This is a genomic window from Niallia yueguangensis (assembly GCF_052663115.1).
This window is the reverse complement of sequence record NZ_JBQTCX010000012.1, coordinates 58,272-74,190: the sequence shown is the minus strand read 5'-3', so window position 1 is coordinate 74,190 and position 15,919 is coordinate 58,272. Positions and strand designations below refer to the sequence as shown.

At 37.4% G+C, this 15,919-nt stretch carries 11 protein-coding genes; 3 read left to right on the top strand and 8 right to left on the bottom strand.

Annotated elements, in window-relative coordinates:
* Positions 1-24: 24 nt before the first annotated feature.
* Complete coding sequence (locus ACTYA4_RS12850) at positions 25-396, top strand: hypothetical protein (RefSeq protein ID WP_443482730.1); 372 nt, start codon at positions 25-27, stop codon at positions 394-396.
* A gap of 296 nt (positions 397-692) precedes the next feature.
* Here ACTYA4_RS12850 and ACTYA4_RS12845 read toward each other — a convergent pair whose 3' ends face one another.
* Positions 693-1,355 carry a CAP domain-containing protein gene (locus tag ACTYA4_RS12845; protein WP_443482729.1) on the bottom strand — a complete coding sequence of 221 codons (663 nt, stop codon included), beginning with the start codon at positions 1,353-1,355 and terminating at the stop codon, positions 693-695.
* A gap of 94 nt (positions 1,356-1,449) precedes the next feature.
* Positions 1,450-2,523, bottom strand: a complete 1,074-nt coding sequence (locus ACTYA4_RS12840) for a sulfite oxidase (RefSeq protein WP_443482728.1) — start codon at positions 2,521-2,523, stop codon at positions 1,450-1,452.
* 421 nt (positions 2,524-2,944) lie between these two features.
* Between ACTYA4_RS12840 and ACTYA4_RS12835 the strand changes: the two genes are divergently transcribed.
* Positions 2,945-4,408, top strand: a complete 1,464-nt coding sequence (locus ACTYA4_RS12835; RefSeq protein WP_443482727.1) for a protein adenylyltransferase SelO — start codon at positions 2,945-2,947, stop codon at positions 4,406-4,408.
* Positions 4,409-4,825: 417 nt separating this feature from the next.
* A complete protein-coding gene (locus ACTYA4_RS12830) occupies positions 4,826-5,467 on the top strand; it encodes a hypothetical protein (RefSeq protein ID WP_445505680.1) in 642 nt (213 codons plus the stop codon).
* Positions 5,468-5,607: 140 nt separating this feature from the next.
* On the opposite strand, the gene ACTYA4_RS12825 is transcribed toward ACTYA4_RS12830, so the two are convergent.
* The 6 genes from ACTYA4_RS12825 to ACTYA4_RS12800 form a co-directional block, all read right to left on the bottom strand.
* Complete coding sequence (locus ACTYA4_RS12825) at positions 5,608-6,981, bottom strand: diguanylate cyclase (RefSeq protein WP_443482725.1); 1,374 nt, start codon at positions 6,979-6,981, stop codon at positions 5,608-5,610.
* Positions 6,971-7,288: an Hpt domain-containing protein gene (locus ACTYA4_RS12820; RefSeq protein ID WP_443482724.1), complete on the bottom strand. Its 318-nt coding sequence runs from the start codon at positions 7,286-7,288 to the stop codon at positions 6,971-6,973. The genes ACTYA4_RS12825 and ACTYA4_RS12820 overlap by 11 nt, the downstream gene beginning before the upstream one ends.
* A gap of 222 nt (positions 7,289-7,510) precedes the next feature.
* A complete protein-coding gene (locus tag ACTYA4_RS12815) occupies positions 7,511-10,342 on the bottom strand; it encodes a response regulator (protein WP_443482723.1) in 2,832 nt (943 codons plus the stop codon).
* A 433-nt stretch (positions 10,343-10,775) separates the two neighbouring features.
* A complete protein-coding gene (locus tag ACTYA4_RS12810) occupies positions 10,776-11,975 on the bottom strand; it encodes an extracellular solute-binding protein (protein ID WP_443482722.1) in 1,200 nt (399 codons plus the stop codon).
* A 245-nt stretch (positions 11,976-12,220) separates the two neighbouring features.
* Positions 12,221-13,795, bottom strand: a complete 1,575-nt coding sequence (locus tag ACTYA4_RS12805; protein ID WP_443482721.1) for a response regulator transcription factor — start codon at positions 13,793-13,795, stop codon at positions 12,221-12,223.
* Between the two features lies 1 nt (position 13,796).
* Positions 13,797-15,590 (bottom strand): cache domain-containing sensor histidine kinase, encoded by a 1,794-nt coding sequence (locus ACTYA4_RS12800; protein ID WP_443482720.1) that lies wholly within the window; start codon positions 15,588-15,590, stop codon positions 13,797-13,799.
* Between the last annotated feature and the right edge of the window lie 329 nt (positions 15,591-15,919).

Genomic DNA, 15,919 nt, shown 5'->3' with positions numbered 1-15,919 from the left:
TATTATATTGAAGGAGGAAGTTAAATGCTAGTAACATCAAGTTTTAGTGAATTAATGAACGCAAAAAGCGAGATTGATGAATTAAAAGAGACAATGCCAATAATTTATGATAATTTTCTGCATGTTATAAACTTAACACGTCAGCTACAATTTAAATTTCAATATATGGGCTGCTTAATTATGGATGAAGAGCCAAATGAATTTCTTCCTAACGTTCAGGATGATTATGTATTGGCTTTATATCAAAGAGAAATAGAAAAGCTAAAAGTAGAAAGCAAATTTTTAGATTTAAAGAGGCTGCTGGCTGATTATGAAAAAATTGGATACGCTAATCTAAGCGCTTTAGTAATGGGGAAAAGTCCAGAAGTATTAGTGGGTCCAAAAGTAGTACGATAAGACACCTGATTCTCATAATCGTATATGATGTAGATAAAAGCAGCTAATAAGTAGCTGCTCAGGCTGTTGAAAAACGTTCGCTCTCTTCGTCACTCCCCGTTTTTTGCGGTGCTCATTACCCCAAAAACGGTAACTCCGCTCCTCAAAAAGGGTCGTTCCTCGATAGATAAACGCTTTCAATCAGCATGAAAGTTTGCAGTCTTACTTTTTTGACAATCTGAGCAGCTAATAGGTAGCTGCTTTTATTTTGTTCAACATTTTTTGGCTAAGGTCAATACCCCATGATGAACAGTTTTCTATTTTTTTACAAACATCTGTACCCATTCATTATCCGCTTCTTCAAATCCAACTCCGATATGGGTGAACTTATTGTCTAAAATGTTTGCACGATGACCTTCGCTATTCATCCAGGCATTTACAACTTCTTCCGGTGTCTGTTGACCTTGAGCAATGTTTTCACCAGCGGATTGATAGGAAATTCCAAAGTCCCTGATCATATCAAATGGTGACCCATACGTTGGACTCGTATGAGAAAAGTATCCTTTTTCATTCATGTCTTGTGCTTTTACGTTTGCTACATTACTTAACTCAGGATATGCCTCTAAAGCAGGTAGGCCATTTTTTTGTCTTTCTGCATTCGTTAATTCAATGACAGCTGTCACAAATTCGCTTCCCCCTTGATTTTGGCTGACATTCTGAGGAGTTTCAGCTTGTAACGGCTGCTGTCTATTATCTTGCTGCATGTTTTGGTCATTCTCTATGGGTTCGAAGTCATATTTAGCATCTTGCACTTTTACTGGTTGAGTATGAGGATAACGATCACTGCTCAAACCTGTTTGTAAGCTGGAGATGGTGTCATTTTCGTTAATATGGTTGTTTTTTTCTTTATCATTAATGTTACAAGCTGTTAACAGAAAAAGCATGCTAATGAAGATACTACAAAGATGTTTAAATTTCATGATAAATTACTCCTTTTGTTTTATTTTATTTTATTGTCTCTCTTTTTTAAGAAAATAAAATTGGAAAGTTAAAACAAAAGGACACTAAAGAATGTTATGATACTACCTTAACCTTAATATTATCGATGGCATTATACCCATAGCCTTTTCTATTCCAAAGAGGCATTATTGGCTGAACTCGACCATATGAGTCGGTTGCTTTTGACATGATTGTATATTCACCTTTCTTGAATACTGTCCATGTATAAGACCAAGAAACCCATTCATAACCTGCCTGTTCTGTATTATTGACCTCTACACTTGCCCATGTATTTCCATTATCTGTACTGATTTCAACTTTTGTTATATGACCGTTTCCAGTCCATGCAATTCCTTTAATTACGTGCTTGCCAGTAGTAAGAATATCCATATCTAAAGGTTTTTGTATAGTGGAATTCACATTCATTCTTGTAACAGGCTGAGTATCTTTGTCAGATTCTTTATAAGGATAATAAACATAGTCGATGGATTGGAAGGGACCTGTAAAAGGGTAGTCAATAACGGTAATTTGTTTAATCCATTTAACCGAAGCCATAGCATACCACTGTGGAACGATTAGTCTAAATGGATAACCATGTTTGAATGGGATAGGCTGATTATTATATTCATAAGCTATAATGGTGTCAGGATGAAGTGCCTTTTCAATAGGCAAACTCCTAGCATAAGTATAAACGTTATGTAAGTCCGTTCTTTTTCCATGATCATATCCTTCTACAACTAATTCTTTTGCCCCTTCTTTTATTCCACATAGTTCCAGAAGGAGTCGCAGCGAAATTCCTTTCCAATACCCTTGGCTGATTGCCCCTTTTTCCCATTGCTCCCCAAATACTTTTGGTTTAAATAAACTACGTTTGTCTCCTGAACATTCGAGAACTGCTTTAAAAGTTTTCGAAGGGAATTGAAGGATATCTTGGATAGAAAACAGTTTTGGTGTTGAAACAAGCCCGTTAATTGGAATCAAATAACTGGAAAAAGAAATTGTTGGATAAGAAAAGTGGTTTCGTCTATAAAATAAATGATGATTTATTGTATCAGTCTCAACAAATTGAATAGGCGTTTCCTGATTTTCGGGTTGTAAACTACGTGTTATTAAATAGGGTTTCACTACCTGGTGTTTTGGATGCATCATTTCCTCCTAATTAGAAAGGGTTATGATTAATTGTATGTTGTTTGATTTTTAATTAGGCTATTGTCATTATGCTAGTGATTATTTTTTAACTAAAGGCTATGTTAAAGCTCCTTGTTGATTTTGGCACTATGTTGATTGGAGTGGAAGGCGTGAGACTCCTGCGGGAAAAGCGAGTCAGAGGGAGACCCCACAGGCGCACAGCGTCGAGGATGCTCCCGGACCGCCCGTAGAAAGCGAACGACTGAAACGGAAATCAACAGGCAAGTTTAACAGAGTCTAACTAAAAAGGGCGTTATCTTTATGTAAAAATAGTATAATAAATAGGCAGAAGTAGATATTAAAAAGGGATGTTTAAAGCTTTTATAGAATGTATAAGACATAAAAAAATTAGTATTCAAAAATGAAAGAGAAAGGAGAAGCTATGCTAAATACTAAAGAACAAGGATGGAACTTTGACAACAGTTATTCCCGTCTGCCAAAATTATTTTTTTCCAGCATTCTTCCAACTCCTGTGCGATTGCCGAAATTGATAATTTTTAATAATGAGTTGGCAGCATCCATGGGTTTGGACGTTGAGGCGCTGCAAAGTGAAGATGGCACAGCAGTTTTTGCTGGAAATCAGATTCCTGAAGATGCTTCGCCTCTTGCTCAAGCTTATGCAGGACATCAATTTGGTCATTTTAATATGTTGGGTGATGGCCGCGCGGTGCTGCTAGGTGAGCACATCCTCCCACAAGGTGAGCGGGTGGATATTCAGCTTAAGGGTCCAGGTAGAACGCCATATTCCCGCGGGGGTGATGGCCGCGCTGCACTTGGACCGATGCTGCGCGAATACATTATTAGCGAAGCAATGCATGCCCTTCGTATTCCTACGACCCGCAGTCTAGCGGTGGTGACAACTGGTGAGACCATAATTCGCGAAACCGAACTACCTGGTGCCATTCTAACCCGTGTGGCTGCTAGTCACCTGCGCGTAGGTACTTTTCAATACGCTGCAAACTGGGGCTCAGTAGAGGAAATTCGAATCCTAGCTGACTATACGATAAAGCGCCATTATCCAGAAGTGGAAGCCACTGAAAACAGATATCTTGCTCTGCTTGAGGAAGTGGTTAAGCGACAGGCTGAGCTTATTGCCAAATGGCAGTTGGTCGGCTTTATTCATGGGGTGATGAACACGGACAACATGACGATTAGCGGAGAAACGATTGATTATGGTCCTTGCGCATTTATGGATGCTTATGACCCGGAAACGGTATTCAGCTCCATTGACCGTCGAGGCCGCTATGCTTATGGCAATCAGCCGGTAATTGCCGGATGGAATCTTGCTCGATTCGCTGAGTCCTTATTGCCGCTGTTGCATGATAACGAGGATCAGGCAGTAAAACTTGCCCAGGAAATAATTTCAAACTTTACTGCAATGTATCAATCTAATTGGCTAGCGGGAATGAGAGCAAAACTGGGGCTATTTAACGAAGAGGCAGAGGATGAAGCACTTATTAATGACCTCCTTAGTATGATGAAGAAGTATCGTGCGGACTATACCAATACCTTCCGCACATTAACTTTAAATACGCTGAAGGATGCGGATTTGTTTGGGTCATCAGAATTTGCGGAGTGGCATAAGCTCTGGCAGGAGAGACTGGAGAGACAGCAGGAATCGAAAGACGCCTCTAACGAATTGATGCGGAACACCAATCCTGCGATCATCCCGCGTAACCACAGGGTGGAAGAGGCGCTAGAAGCTGCAGTGGAAAAAGGAGACTACAGCGTGATGGAAAGGCTTTTGGCTGTTCTTTCAAATCCTTACGCCTACTTCACTGAACAAGCCGAGTATTGTACCGTACCTGTATCAACCACCCCTTACCGAACTTTTTGTGGTACTTGATATAGAAGTCATTTGGAAATTAGGGCTGTCTTTTGTGCTAATCTTTAACTAAAATAATGCTGCCTCTTTGAGGCAGCATTATTTTAGTTTATGATTTTTGCCTTTCTAGTTTCTTTCAGAAATGGCAATATAAAAATTATTTGGTTCTATAGAACTATTTTTGTTATCGATCTGGTGGGAATTTTGTATCGTAAAAAGAAATAATAAGCATCATGTTAAACGAAGTCTGATGCTAGTTTTAAGGTTATTTTCGGAAGATATTGTAATTGTTTCCAAAAAGGATGATGGCCTATTTTAAGGATTTGCTAGGAGTTATTTCCTATTGTTAAACAGTACTTTTGTTGCTAACTTTATTATATTCTCGCAAATAATGAAGAGATAAGTACCATTCAATCAAACCAAATGAAAAGAGGGAGAATGATGAAAAAGGCATCTAAAGTAACGGCTGGAATTCTTACGGCATCATTGTTGGTTTTTCCATTCGTACAAACTGGACATACTGCACTGGCGGCTAAGGCAAAGCAAGAACAATTACATAAAGATAAACAACAAAAGGAACAAAAAGGTCAACCAGTGTGGGATAGAAGCTCCTTATTTTTTACAACAGCAGATGAAACTCCAGATGGCATTTCTGCTTCCATTAAAAATGGTGAAGATTCTGAAGCTATGCAAGGAGAAGTAAGGTACGAAGTTTACTGGTCAGAAAGTGGAAATCCAAAGGATGGAGTTATTGTTTATTCAGGAGTTGTTCAACCGTTAGCGCCTGGAGAAACACAGGTTTTAACTTATAACCCTGATAAGATTGTAGATGGAAATTATATGTTTAAAGCATATCAGCGAGAAGATCACCCAGGCACAGGAGTATTATGGAGTGAATCCATCACCGTTAGCGGAAATGGCACGGAGGAAACAAGCCCAGTTCCAGAAGAACCTGAATATCCGGAAAATCCAGAATCTCCAGAAAACAATAATCCATATGAGCCGACTCCTTACGAGCCAAATCCATATGACAACGTTAATGTTTATGGGTCAGGTAATTATACATATCCAGGGATGTAATGGTGTTATTATCTAATAATTTAATATTTTTGTTTAATTGTTCTACTAAGAGAGCCCAATGGTTTGGCTGAGAAAAGAATAAAGAAGCAAAATGATGAAAATGGCTGTTCCCATAGGATTGGGAAACAGCCATTTTTATTTTAGATTAAATTTAACAATTTATTGCATCGTAAGTTGAATTCTAGTATCGAGTATGGTTTTACCATATGATCATCTACCCAGTTGGAAAGGTTGTGAAGTGTAGGTTCTAAAGATCTGCTAGTGAGTGCCATCACTTTCATATGCTTCCATCTGCTATTATGTTTAATCTTCTCTAAGAATGTTAAAGTGGTCATCTGAGGTAGACCGATATCGATAATACAAAGGTCTACTTTATACTGTTCTAAATAAACCATCGCATTCTCCTCGTTTTTAACGTTTAATAGCGTTAAGGAGAAGGCGTCATTTTTTAAGTTTACATCTAAGATAGAGTGTATCATCGAAGCAGCGTCGATGATGAGAATCGTTTTGGATAACTTTTTCTGGAGGATCCCTTTTTCCTCGGATAGTAGATCAGGAAGCTCACTCCATGCCATTACACGGTTGCGTCCCAATTGTTTTGCTTGATACAACATGGTGTCAGCCCTTTTTATCCATTCTTGACCCTTGAGGTCCTGACTTAAAGGGGCAATACCTGCAGAGAAGGTAATATTAATCGTTTCAGTGTTTACCTCGGCAAAACAAAATGTTCTTACTTTTTCAAGAATTCTATTCATGAGAACTGTGGCTTGCTCCTCTGTGGTATTAGAGAGCAGCACGACAAACTCTTCACCGCCATATCGGGCTATTAAATCAGAATTACGCAGATTTTGTTTTAATAGATAAGCTAATCTCTGTAAAACTTGATCTCCTATAGGATGGCCATATATATCGTTAATTAGCTTAAAGTGATCAATATCAATAAGTGCTAATGTGATAGGGGCCGGATACCTTTTATTTCTTTCCATTTCAATAATAAGCTGATTATCAAAATATCTCCGATTGTATATGCCAGTTAACGCGTCGCAGAAGGCCATTTGTTCAAACTGCTTCGATCTGGCCAAAATGCGTTGTACGCGTGCGTTTAGATCTTCAAAATGGAAAGGCTTGGTTACATAGTCATCTGCTCCCATGTTTAAGCATCTTACTTTGTCTTTAATATCGTTGCTCCCAGATAAAACAATCAATGGAATCCACTTTAATTTAGGATCGTGCTTCAAAAAGTCGAACAAGAAATATCCTGATTCGGGCTCCATCATAAGATCCAAAAGAATCAACTCATAATCGTTTTCATATAGCATATGCTTAGCTTCTTGTACACTGCTCGATTCATCAATAATAAGCGGTGATTTTTTAAATTTATGGATAATTAATTTTCTTAAGTCTTCATCATCGTCCACTAATATGATACGCGAGTTCATGGAAACCGCATGAGCAGGATTCGCTTTTTCGATATGCTTAAATAATTGATCTAAATTTTCATAACTACTCTTCATAAAAAACCACCACTACATGATGTAAGAAATCTGCCAAAGTTTCTAGACTTTTCTGAATGAGTACTTGATTTTTTTCTATAGCAGCTAATTCGATTTGAGCTCCAATCTCCGTGATCAGGTCAAAACCATACCCTTCTCCACTGCCTTTTATACTGTGGCCTATCATTCTAATCGTTTCGAAGTTATCGGAGTGAAGTGCTGTCTCTATTGTTTGTATATCTTTTTGTCTTTTTTCCAAATATCCTGGGATGAGTGCTTCAAGATCTATATCTATATGTACTGTATAAAGCTCTTTAGTTAGCTCCAATTTATTCACCTCGACTTTGTTTTGCAATGGCTCTTTTCGTATAGATTGTTGTTATTTACCCCGCAGCCTGAATACACTTCGCTTTTCGCGGACGAGTGCCGAGCTTCCTCGCCGCTATGCTCCTGCGCAAGTCTCGTCTTTCTCGCTTTTCTAAGCAGGAGTCTACGTGTATTCAGGCTGCTCAGTGCTTCAGTCATGTTTATTATCAAAAACAACAAACTTTTAGAAAACAGCCTTTTCAATAAACGCAAGAAGCTCTTTCTTCTTAATAGGTTTTGTTAAATAATCATCACAACCTGCTTCTATGCAGCGATCTCGATCTTCCTTTAACGTATGAGCGGTTAAGGCGACAATAGGTGTTCTAAATTTCCGATGAGTTTGTTCCCAATGGCGAATTTCTCGAGTCGCTGTATAGCCATCCATGGTTGGCATTTGAATATCCATAAATACAAGATTATACTGATCAGCCTTAAACATTTTGATAGCTTGAATTCCGTTTTCCGCGATAGCAATTTGATGATTCGTTTTCTTTAGGAAAGACGTAAATAATAGTTGATTATCTTCATGATCCTCCACTAACAATATTTTCAAGTTAGATTTCGTGTCTGGCAATAAGGAAGGCTGCGGTATGAATAACGGTTTAGTTTCAATCGTTTGCTGTCCGATTGTTTCTCTTATCATTTGAATAAGTGGGCCTTTTTTGATTGGTTTAATGAGATAAGAATGTAGGCCGATCTTCTTGCAGGATTTAATCGTTTGATGCTGATCATCTGATGTAAGCATCATAATAGCTAGATTCTTAGATATCTTATTTTTTTGGATCTTCTCAAACATTTCAATTCCATTTACGTATGGCATATGATAATCCAACAGAAGAAGTTGGAAAGGAGCTCCATTTTGAGAAGCTGTTTTTAATCGTTCTAAACCTTGTTCTGCGTCTGCAGCTTCAACGACTTCCATGTCTAACTTTTCCAACAAGCCACGTAAAATAATGCGGTTGGTTAGATTATCATCGACAATCAACGTTTTAATCCCCTTTAATTGCGTTTCATCCAAAAGTGATTTTGGTTTTTCACTACTAGATTGACTTAAAGGAATTTTAAAATAGAAATGACTTCCTTTACCTTCTTTGCTTTCTACGCCGATGTGTCCACCCATAAGCTCGACCAGCTTTTTGGAAATGGATAATCCAAGTCCTGTACCACCGTATTTACGGGTAATGGACGTATCTGCCTGTGTAAATCTATCAAAGATGGCCGCTAGTTTTTCTTGCGGGATTCCAATACCTGTATCAGTCACGGAGAATAGGTATTCATTTTCTACTTTTTTAACGGAAACAACAATCTCACCGTGCTCCGTAAACTTGATTGCATTGGAAATAAGATTATACAATACTTGACGTATTCGATCAGCGTCTCCAAGTACAAACTTTGGTACGGAAGAGTCGACGTGGATCAACATCTCCAACTGTTTAGCATGAGCACGGATCGCCATAATTTCAGCTGTTTTTCCCACCATTTCCTCAAGGTCAAATGGTGCTTGCTCTAGCTTGATATATCCGGATTCTATTTTAGAGAAATCCAATACATCGTTAATCAAATTCAGAAGGTTATCCCCTGCTTTTTTATACGTTTCCACGTAAAATCTCTGCTCTTCCGTCAAAGATGTTTCATATAATAATTCTGCCATTCCAATAATGGCATTCATCGGTGTACGAATTTCATGACTCATGCTAGCGAGAAAATCACTTTTAGCAAGACTGGCTGCCTCCGCTTTTTCTTTAGCTTGAGTTAGTTCCATAAGAATCTGATCTTTGTGTTTTTGTTGTTCTTGTATTTCTTCGCTTTGAGCAATAATCTCTTCATTTTGGGCTTCTAAATTTTCAATGAGATCATGAAGGTTTCGCGCCATTTTATCAGCGGATTTTGCTAATGTACCGAACTCATCTTTTGTAAACTGATTTTGATCAATTTTGACATGAAAATTCCCTTTGCTTATTTCGCCCATTAAGAAAACGGTATGTTTTAATGGAAGAAGCGAACGGCGAATGAAATAAGAAATCATCATTAGCATAATCGTAAGAATGATCACTGCATAGAAAAGAGACCAGTTCAGTATACGATTAAAATCGCTCATAATATTTTCTTGTGGGATAACCGATTCGAAGAGCCAGTAATCGTCTATTCCTGCTACTTGTATCAATCGATAGACTCGAAGGACGGATTTGCCTTCAAAGTCATCATAAATATACTTCGTTTTTCCTTCTTTTAAAGCTGGAGAAATCTTCTTAATGACGGGATTTACTTGTCCATTTAAATATTTATCGTGGCTATTAGCAATATATTTTCCTTCAGATGTCAGCAGTCCTGAAAAACCCTCCATTGGCCGAATTTCCGTCATCATATTTTGAATGGTAGACATCTTGTAATCAATGCCTATGACTCCTAAGTACATTCCGGATGAATCGATAATTGGAAGGATAAGCGAAGTAACTAATACTTTTTGTCCATTAATAGGATAATAATAGGGGTCTGAAAAATAAGGTTTTAACGTTTTTTTAGGAATCTGGTACCAGTCTGCTTTTGGATCATTGTAATCAGGAATCGGCTGCTGCTTTATATCCCCGTCCATTCGATTCCACCATGGAAGAAATCGGCCTGTCTCATCATACCCTGGCTTGTTTTTATAAAACTCGTCCTTTCCATCAAATGCGTTAGATTCCCATACCATATAGTTATCTACTACATTCTCATTCCTTTTAAGGTGTTGAATCAGGAGCTGATTAGCTTGCTCGCGTGTAAGTGAATGATCGTCTCTCAGCAGCATTATAGTATCTAATACCTGTTCCAGTGACCTTTTGGATTTATTAAATTCATTTTCGACGTGTCTTGCATAATAAAGAGAGTTTTGCTCGGCATATTGCTCCGCTTTCTGAAGGCTGCTTCCATAAACAACTTTTAGAATGGTTAAGATTAGTGCAATAAATCCTAATGCTAATATCACACTTTGAAGTAAATTAATTCTTTTTGCCAATGTTACATTCTTTAGAAACATGCAGTCTTCTCCCAAATCTATCCTATTTTTCTTCTTTTAAAACAAGGCTCTGTTTAACGATAATGTTGTTTATGGAAAGGGAGTAGATTCCCTGACCTTTTGAAAATCAACAAGGGAATTTAACAGAGCCTAAAACAAAAAACTACCAATCTTTGAAGGATTGGCAAGCGTTAAGCTTGAAACTATAGCGACAAATTAATACTAGTTTGTCATGTCTTTAACGTTTCCATATAATTTACCGATATATTATAACAAAAAGTTAAAGTGTAGAAAGTATTAATTTATAGATTTCGTACTATTCTTTTTTAAAATGGAATTTTTATGAGGTTTTTTTGTGGAGACAGCGGAATTTCAGTGCAGAGATGTTAAGGTGAACCGTATCACAAATAAACAAATGGAAAAGGAAGGATCCTTCCTTTTCCCAAAAATATTTCTATTCTGCTAACAGCTCATCTATTTCAGCTGCTGCACGGTCTAATCCTTCTTTTACTGACAATTCACCAGCGAATATTTTAATTAAATAATCGGTGTACACCTTATCAATTTTATACCAATTTTTATCAGATATCCAAAGGAAGGCATAATTCATAGCTTCCACATAAGAAGAATAAGGGTAGGATTTACCGGATTCTTCTAATATTTTTGCGGCTTCCATATTAGTTGGAATCAATCCTGTCTGTGCCATAAGAAGCTGAGCTTTCTTTGCTGTCATCCACTTCATAAATATCCACGCTTCCTCTGGATGTTTGCTTCCTTTCATGATCACTAGATTTTCACCGCCAATTATGGATACAGGACGATTATTATTGGGAAACGGTACAGGTAAGGTCAACTTGTGAGCCTGATTTAAACTCGCATCACTCAATAAACTATAAAACCATGGTCCATCATCCACCATTAGCATATTTCCGGATTCCATTCTATTCCAGTTTTCTCTAGCACTCAATTTGTCTACAGGGAGATCAATCAGTTTATCTTTGTAAAGTTCTGTTAACTGCTTCACTGCATGGAGGGTTTTATCTCCATTTAAATAGCCGGAAGCCTTATGGAAGTTCTTGTCAGTTACAGTCCCTCCAAGGCTGTATAGGTATGCGAAGCTATCCCAAGAACTTAGACCAGCCATTCCAATGGAAAAGTGATGCTGCCTGGCAAGATTTAGAACCTCATTCATTGTACTTGGCGGCTTGGAATATCCTAATTTCTCCAAAATTTCACGATTAAAAATGGCAGCTTTCGTGTAGATATTGAGTGGGATAGAATAATAAATATTATTACGTAAGCCTATATTTATGAATTTTGGATTGAACCTGTTATGGATATTTTCGAAGTCTGGGAACGTATTTAAAGGTTCTAGAAAACCTTTCTGTGAGAACTCTGGAATCCACGATATATTGATTCGTACCACGTCAGGACCTCGGTTGGAAAAGGAACGTGCCATTAAGCTGTTCTTTAATTCAATATCAAAGGCTAGGTTTACTGATCGTACTTGAATATTTGGATACTCCTTCTCAAAAGCAGGAATTAATTTCTCTTCCAAAACTTCGGTTTCTTTATCGTTGTAAGTGTGCCAAAAAGTGATGATCTGTTTTTCACTGTCATGAAGCTTACGCACTTTATTTGGATTCGAGATCATGGAAAAGTTACTGCATCCGGTCATTAATAGTATAATCAGTACGAAGGATACATACCGCCAAAACATAACGTTAATCATCCTTTCTTTAGAAGATAAGAAAATATAAAATTTTCAACTTAGATGAGTGTCTAGTGCAAGCACCTATCTCTTGTGAAAAATAACCCCATGCCTCTAAAAGTAAAAAACGCTTTTTGAGTCATGCGAACATTTTTCTTCGGGGCTGAGCAAGGCGCTTCCGCTTTTCTTTAAATCGACAATTTTGTTGCTTGGTGCTTTTCCCTGTACGCATTTGGAGTTAATCCTGTTACTTTTTTAAACAATTTGCTAAAATATTTTGCGTCATTAAAACCTGCAGCCGTTGCAATATCATAGATGCGGCTTTCATTTTCCACCAAAAGCCGCTTTGCCTCTCTAATACGAAGATCGATCAAATAGTCAACAAAGTTTCGGCCAGTTTTCTTTTTGAAATAAAGACTGAAATAACTTTTACTGAGGTGGACAGTATCTGCTACGCTCTGTAGGGTCAAATTTTCCGTATAATGGGAAGCTATATATTCCAAAGCCTTTATAATCAACTGCTCATTATAATCTTTATCCGCTAATTTTGGTATTATGGGTGTCCAAATTTCTTCTAGTTGACTAATCAGAATAGCTGTCATGTTTTCGAGCGTTTCAGCACGACAAAGAAGTTCAAACTGCTCAGAAAGCAGTATTTCGGTATCTGCATTTAATTCGTAAGTTCTTTTAAGAAGGTTGCACGCCTCTTGTTTGACTTGTTCTGGATTTAATGCTCCGCTTTTCCAGCGATCAAAAGCAATTTCAATCGCAGAGGAAACAGGGTCTCCATTGCGGATCATATCAAAGAAAGGCTTCCATTCATCTTGTTGTTTTTTGATAATTACAGTATTCTTCGTGGAATAATCGGATGAATGGATAGAATAAAGGCTGCCTAATCCTTCAAAAAAGCGTCTTTGGCAGACTGAATGGCTTTTTGAAAATCCTTCAAGAATATGGCTTGCTTCCCTTTCTGTCACAAAGCCTCCAGACATGGAAATTTTCCATGTCTTTTCTATTAATTGTTTCCACTCGAGAAAGAGGTGCTGTGCATTTCCGTCGCTGTTAGGCATGATAAAAAACAGGCCGCTTTCAGACACTAGCAATGCGACTCCTTCTTCCATTTGTTCATAAAACATTTTTTGCAATTCCTCTAAAAGGAACTGTACATAGAGATAGCCATGATTTTCTCTCCATTCCTCTGCGCCATCGAGAATAAGATAAACACAAGAATATTGCTGTTCCAGCCATGCTGGGGCCCAACTTGTATCAGAGGAGGAAATCTTCTCTTGAACAATCAATCTTTTAATCTCTTGTTCGACTCTTTTGCGGTTTAGATAGATTGCGTCTTGCTGGTAATGAATGAGTTCAGAATTCTTTTTTCGTTCTTCCTCCAAAGAGGAAATACACTTCCGCAGAACGGTAATAAGATCATCTTTTTTAAGTGTTAATTTTAACAAATAATCAACAGCACCAAGTTTAAGTCCTTCTTTTACGTATTCGAAGTCACTGTAGTTGCTGATTAGGATCACCTTTAGCCAAGGATAAAGCTCCATTGCTTGCTTCATAAGTTCAATCCCATTCATTAATGGCATTTTGATATCCGTTATGAGAATATCGAATGAATTTTTTTTAAGAGCATCAAGTGCTTCTAAGCCATTTGCGTAGTTGTCATCAACTGTTAAGCCTTCTTTTTCCCATTCAATAAAAGAAGAGATTCCTTTACGGATAACAGGCTCGTCATCTACAATAAGAATTTTATACATGTTATTCCCCCTGCTCTGCTAATTTTTTTAACAGGATTCGAATTGTTGTTCCTTGTTTTGGACAGCTTGAAATAGCCCAATCCCAATTATCTGGATAATATAGTCGGAGCGTATCAAAAATATGGCGCAGCCCGATTCCAACTTTTCCTTTTTCTAAAGCAGTCTTTGGGTTATTCAATTCCTGCAGCTTATCTTTATTGATTCCTAGCCCGTTATCGGTTATAAGCAATTCTAATCCATCAACATGATAGGAACGAATCAAAATGGTGATTTCTCCATCTATATTTTTTGGCACTATGCCATGAAAGATGGAATTTTCCACTATAGGCTGCAGAAGCATTCGGGGGATAGGAGTCTGTTCTATTCCCGCTTCCAAATGCAGTTGAAGGTGAAAGTTTTTTTCATAGCGAAGCTCCAATATAACCAAATACTTTTGGATAATATTCAGTTCCTCTTCTACAGTTATAATACTTCCGCTTTTCCCCATATTCGCTTCTAATAGATGAGTTAATGCTGATAATACTAAAGAAGCACGGTCGTTTTGTTTCGAATCGATAAGCCAACGGAGAGTGCTGAGTGTATTAAATAGAAAGTGAGGGTTGATTCGATGCATAACTGCTCGAAGTTCCGCATGATATTTTTCACTTTGCTCCATTTCCACCTGCTGCATTAAATTTTCAATCTCATAAAGCATTTTGTTAAATTGTTCCCCTAAAAAGCCAATTTCATCAGAAGATTGGACATCTGTTCTTACTTTTAAGTCTCCTTGCTGCACGCTCATCATTTTTTTTGTTAGCTGTTTTACTGGTTTTGTCACCCTTGCTGCAAAGAAAAGTCCAATACAGAATGCAAGTAAGGAAAAAATAGCAGAGTAGAATAAAATCCGATTTTGCAGACTGTCCAACTGTCCGCTGATTTCATTCACGGGAACGGTACCTACAAGCATCCAGCCATTGCTGAGAAGCTGTTTGACACCATAGTAGGGAACACCATTTATTTTAAATTCAAATTCTTCAGCATCCTTTTGCACTACATACCTATATAAATCAGGGTTATCCACCTTTTTGTTGATTAAATGAAGATTAGAATCTATCATGATTCTTCCCTCCGTATCAACAACGAAAAACGTTCCTGTTTTGCCGAGTTTCAATTGGCCAATCGTTTTGAGAATCGTTCTCCCATCCAAGTGAACTTGAACAAACCCGATATTTTTCATGGAATCAAAATTTTTAAGCACCCTGCTGACGGGAAGAACTAAATCGGTATTTATACCACCGCCGTCGAAAGGATCATACTGAATTCCTTGCCAAACCAATGCACCATCCTTTTGTTTGGCTTCTTTGATCCAGCTTTGGTTATAGAGTTGTATTCTTTTTAGGTTTTTTTCAGAAAAAGTACCGCTTCCCCAACCATTTCCCTTCTCGTTTAATACATAAACAATTTTGACAAAGGAGTTGGAGTAAACATAATTATTTAAGAGCGAATTTATATAATTGGAATTCTTCCTCTGTTCGGATGCTGAAGTATACTTCAATTGTAAAGCGGCATCCTGAATATTTGGATCACTGCTGATAAAATCAGAGGAATCCATGCCAACGTTTAAAATGGAAGAGAGAGAATCTGCTGTTTGTTTAGCAATTTGTATGGTCGATATCCGCACATTATTCTTCAATATGGAATTAGACTCCAAGTAGAAAGACAAACAAGTAAACAGTGTCGGAATTAAAAATGCAAGCAGAAAGGCAACGATAATCTTAGATGAAAAGCTTTTTCGCCATAAAAGTTGTTTTACCATAAAACCCCGCCTTTCATATCTTCCTTTTTTTATTGTAATGGTCAAAAGGGCATTTGACCAATTAAGTTTTGTAGAAAATATGTCTGTCTATCCTATTATTTAAAATTAACATATCATTTTTTTTTCAACTATATGTCAAAGTGTTCTATTTTGAACAAAAAGAGAAAAATAGAACACTGATAATGGAACATAAAATCGAATGATAAAAACCCATTATTTTTAATTTAATACTTAATATGGTAATTTTACTTTTTATAAGTGTATTATTTTTAGGGAAACACGAGAAGAAAAATGGTGACAATTCAAACGAATATAAACAAAGAGCAAAG

Coding starts and splice junctions, on each gene's coding strand:
- ACTYA4_RS12845 (WP_443482729.1), bottom strand. CDS start 1,355: ATGAAATTTAAACATCTTTGTAGTATCTTCATTAGCATGCTTTTTCTG.
- ACTYA4_RS12830 (WP_445505680.1), top strand. CDS start 4,826: ATGATGAAAAAGGCATCTAAAGTAACGGCTGGAATTCTTACGGCATCA.
- ACTYA4_RS12835 (WP_443482727.1), top strand. CDS start 2,945: ATGCTAAATACTAAAGAACAAGGATGGAACTTTGACAACAGTTATTCC.
- ACTYA4_RS12815 (WP_443482723.1), bottom strand. CDS start 10,342: ATGTTTCTAAAGAATGTAACATTGGCAAAAAGAATTAATTTACTTCAA.
- ACTYA4_RS12805 (WP_443482721.1), bottom strand. CDS start 13,795: ATGTATAAAATTCTTATTGTAGATGACGAGCCTGTTATCCGTAAAGGA.
- ACTYA4_RS12810 (WP_443482722.1), bottom strand. CDS start 11,975: ATGATCTCGAATCCAAATAAAGTGCGTAAGCTTCATGACAGTGAAAAA.
- ACTYA4_RS12800 (WP_443482720.1), bottom strand. CDS start 15,590: ATGGTAAAACAACTTTTATGGCGAAAAAGCTTTTCATCTAAGATTATC.
- ACTYA4_RS12825 (WP_443482725.1), bottom strand. CDS start 6,981: ATGAAGAGTAGTTATGAAAATTTAGATCAATTATTTAAGCATATCGAA.
- ACTYA4_RS12850 (WP_443482730.1), top strand. CDS start 25: ATGCTAGTAACATCAAGTTTTAGTGAATTAATGAACGCAAAAAGCGAG.
- ACTYA4_RS12840 (WP_443482728.1), bottom strand. CDS start 2,523: ATGATGCATCCAAAACACCAGGTAGTGAAACCCTATTTAATAACACGT.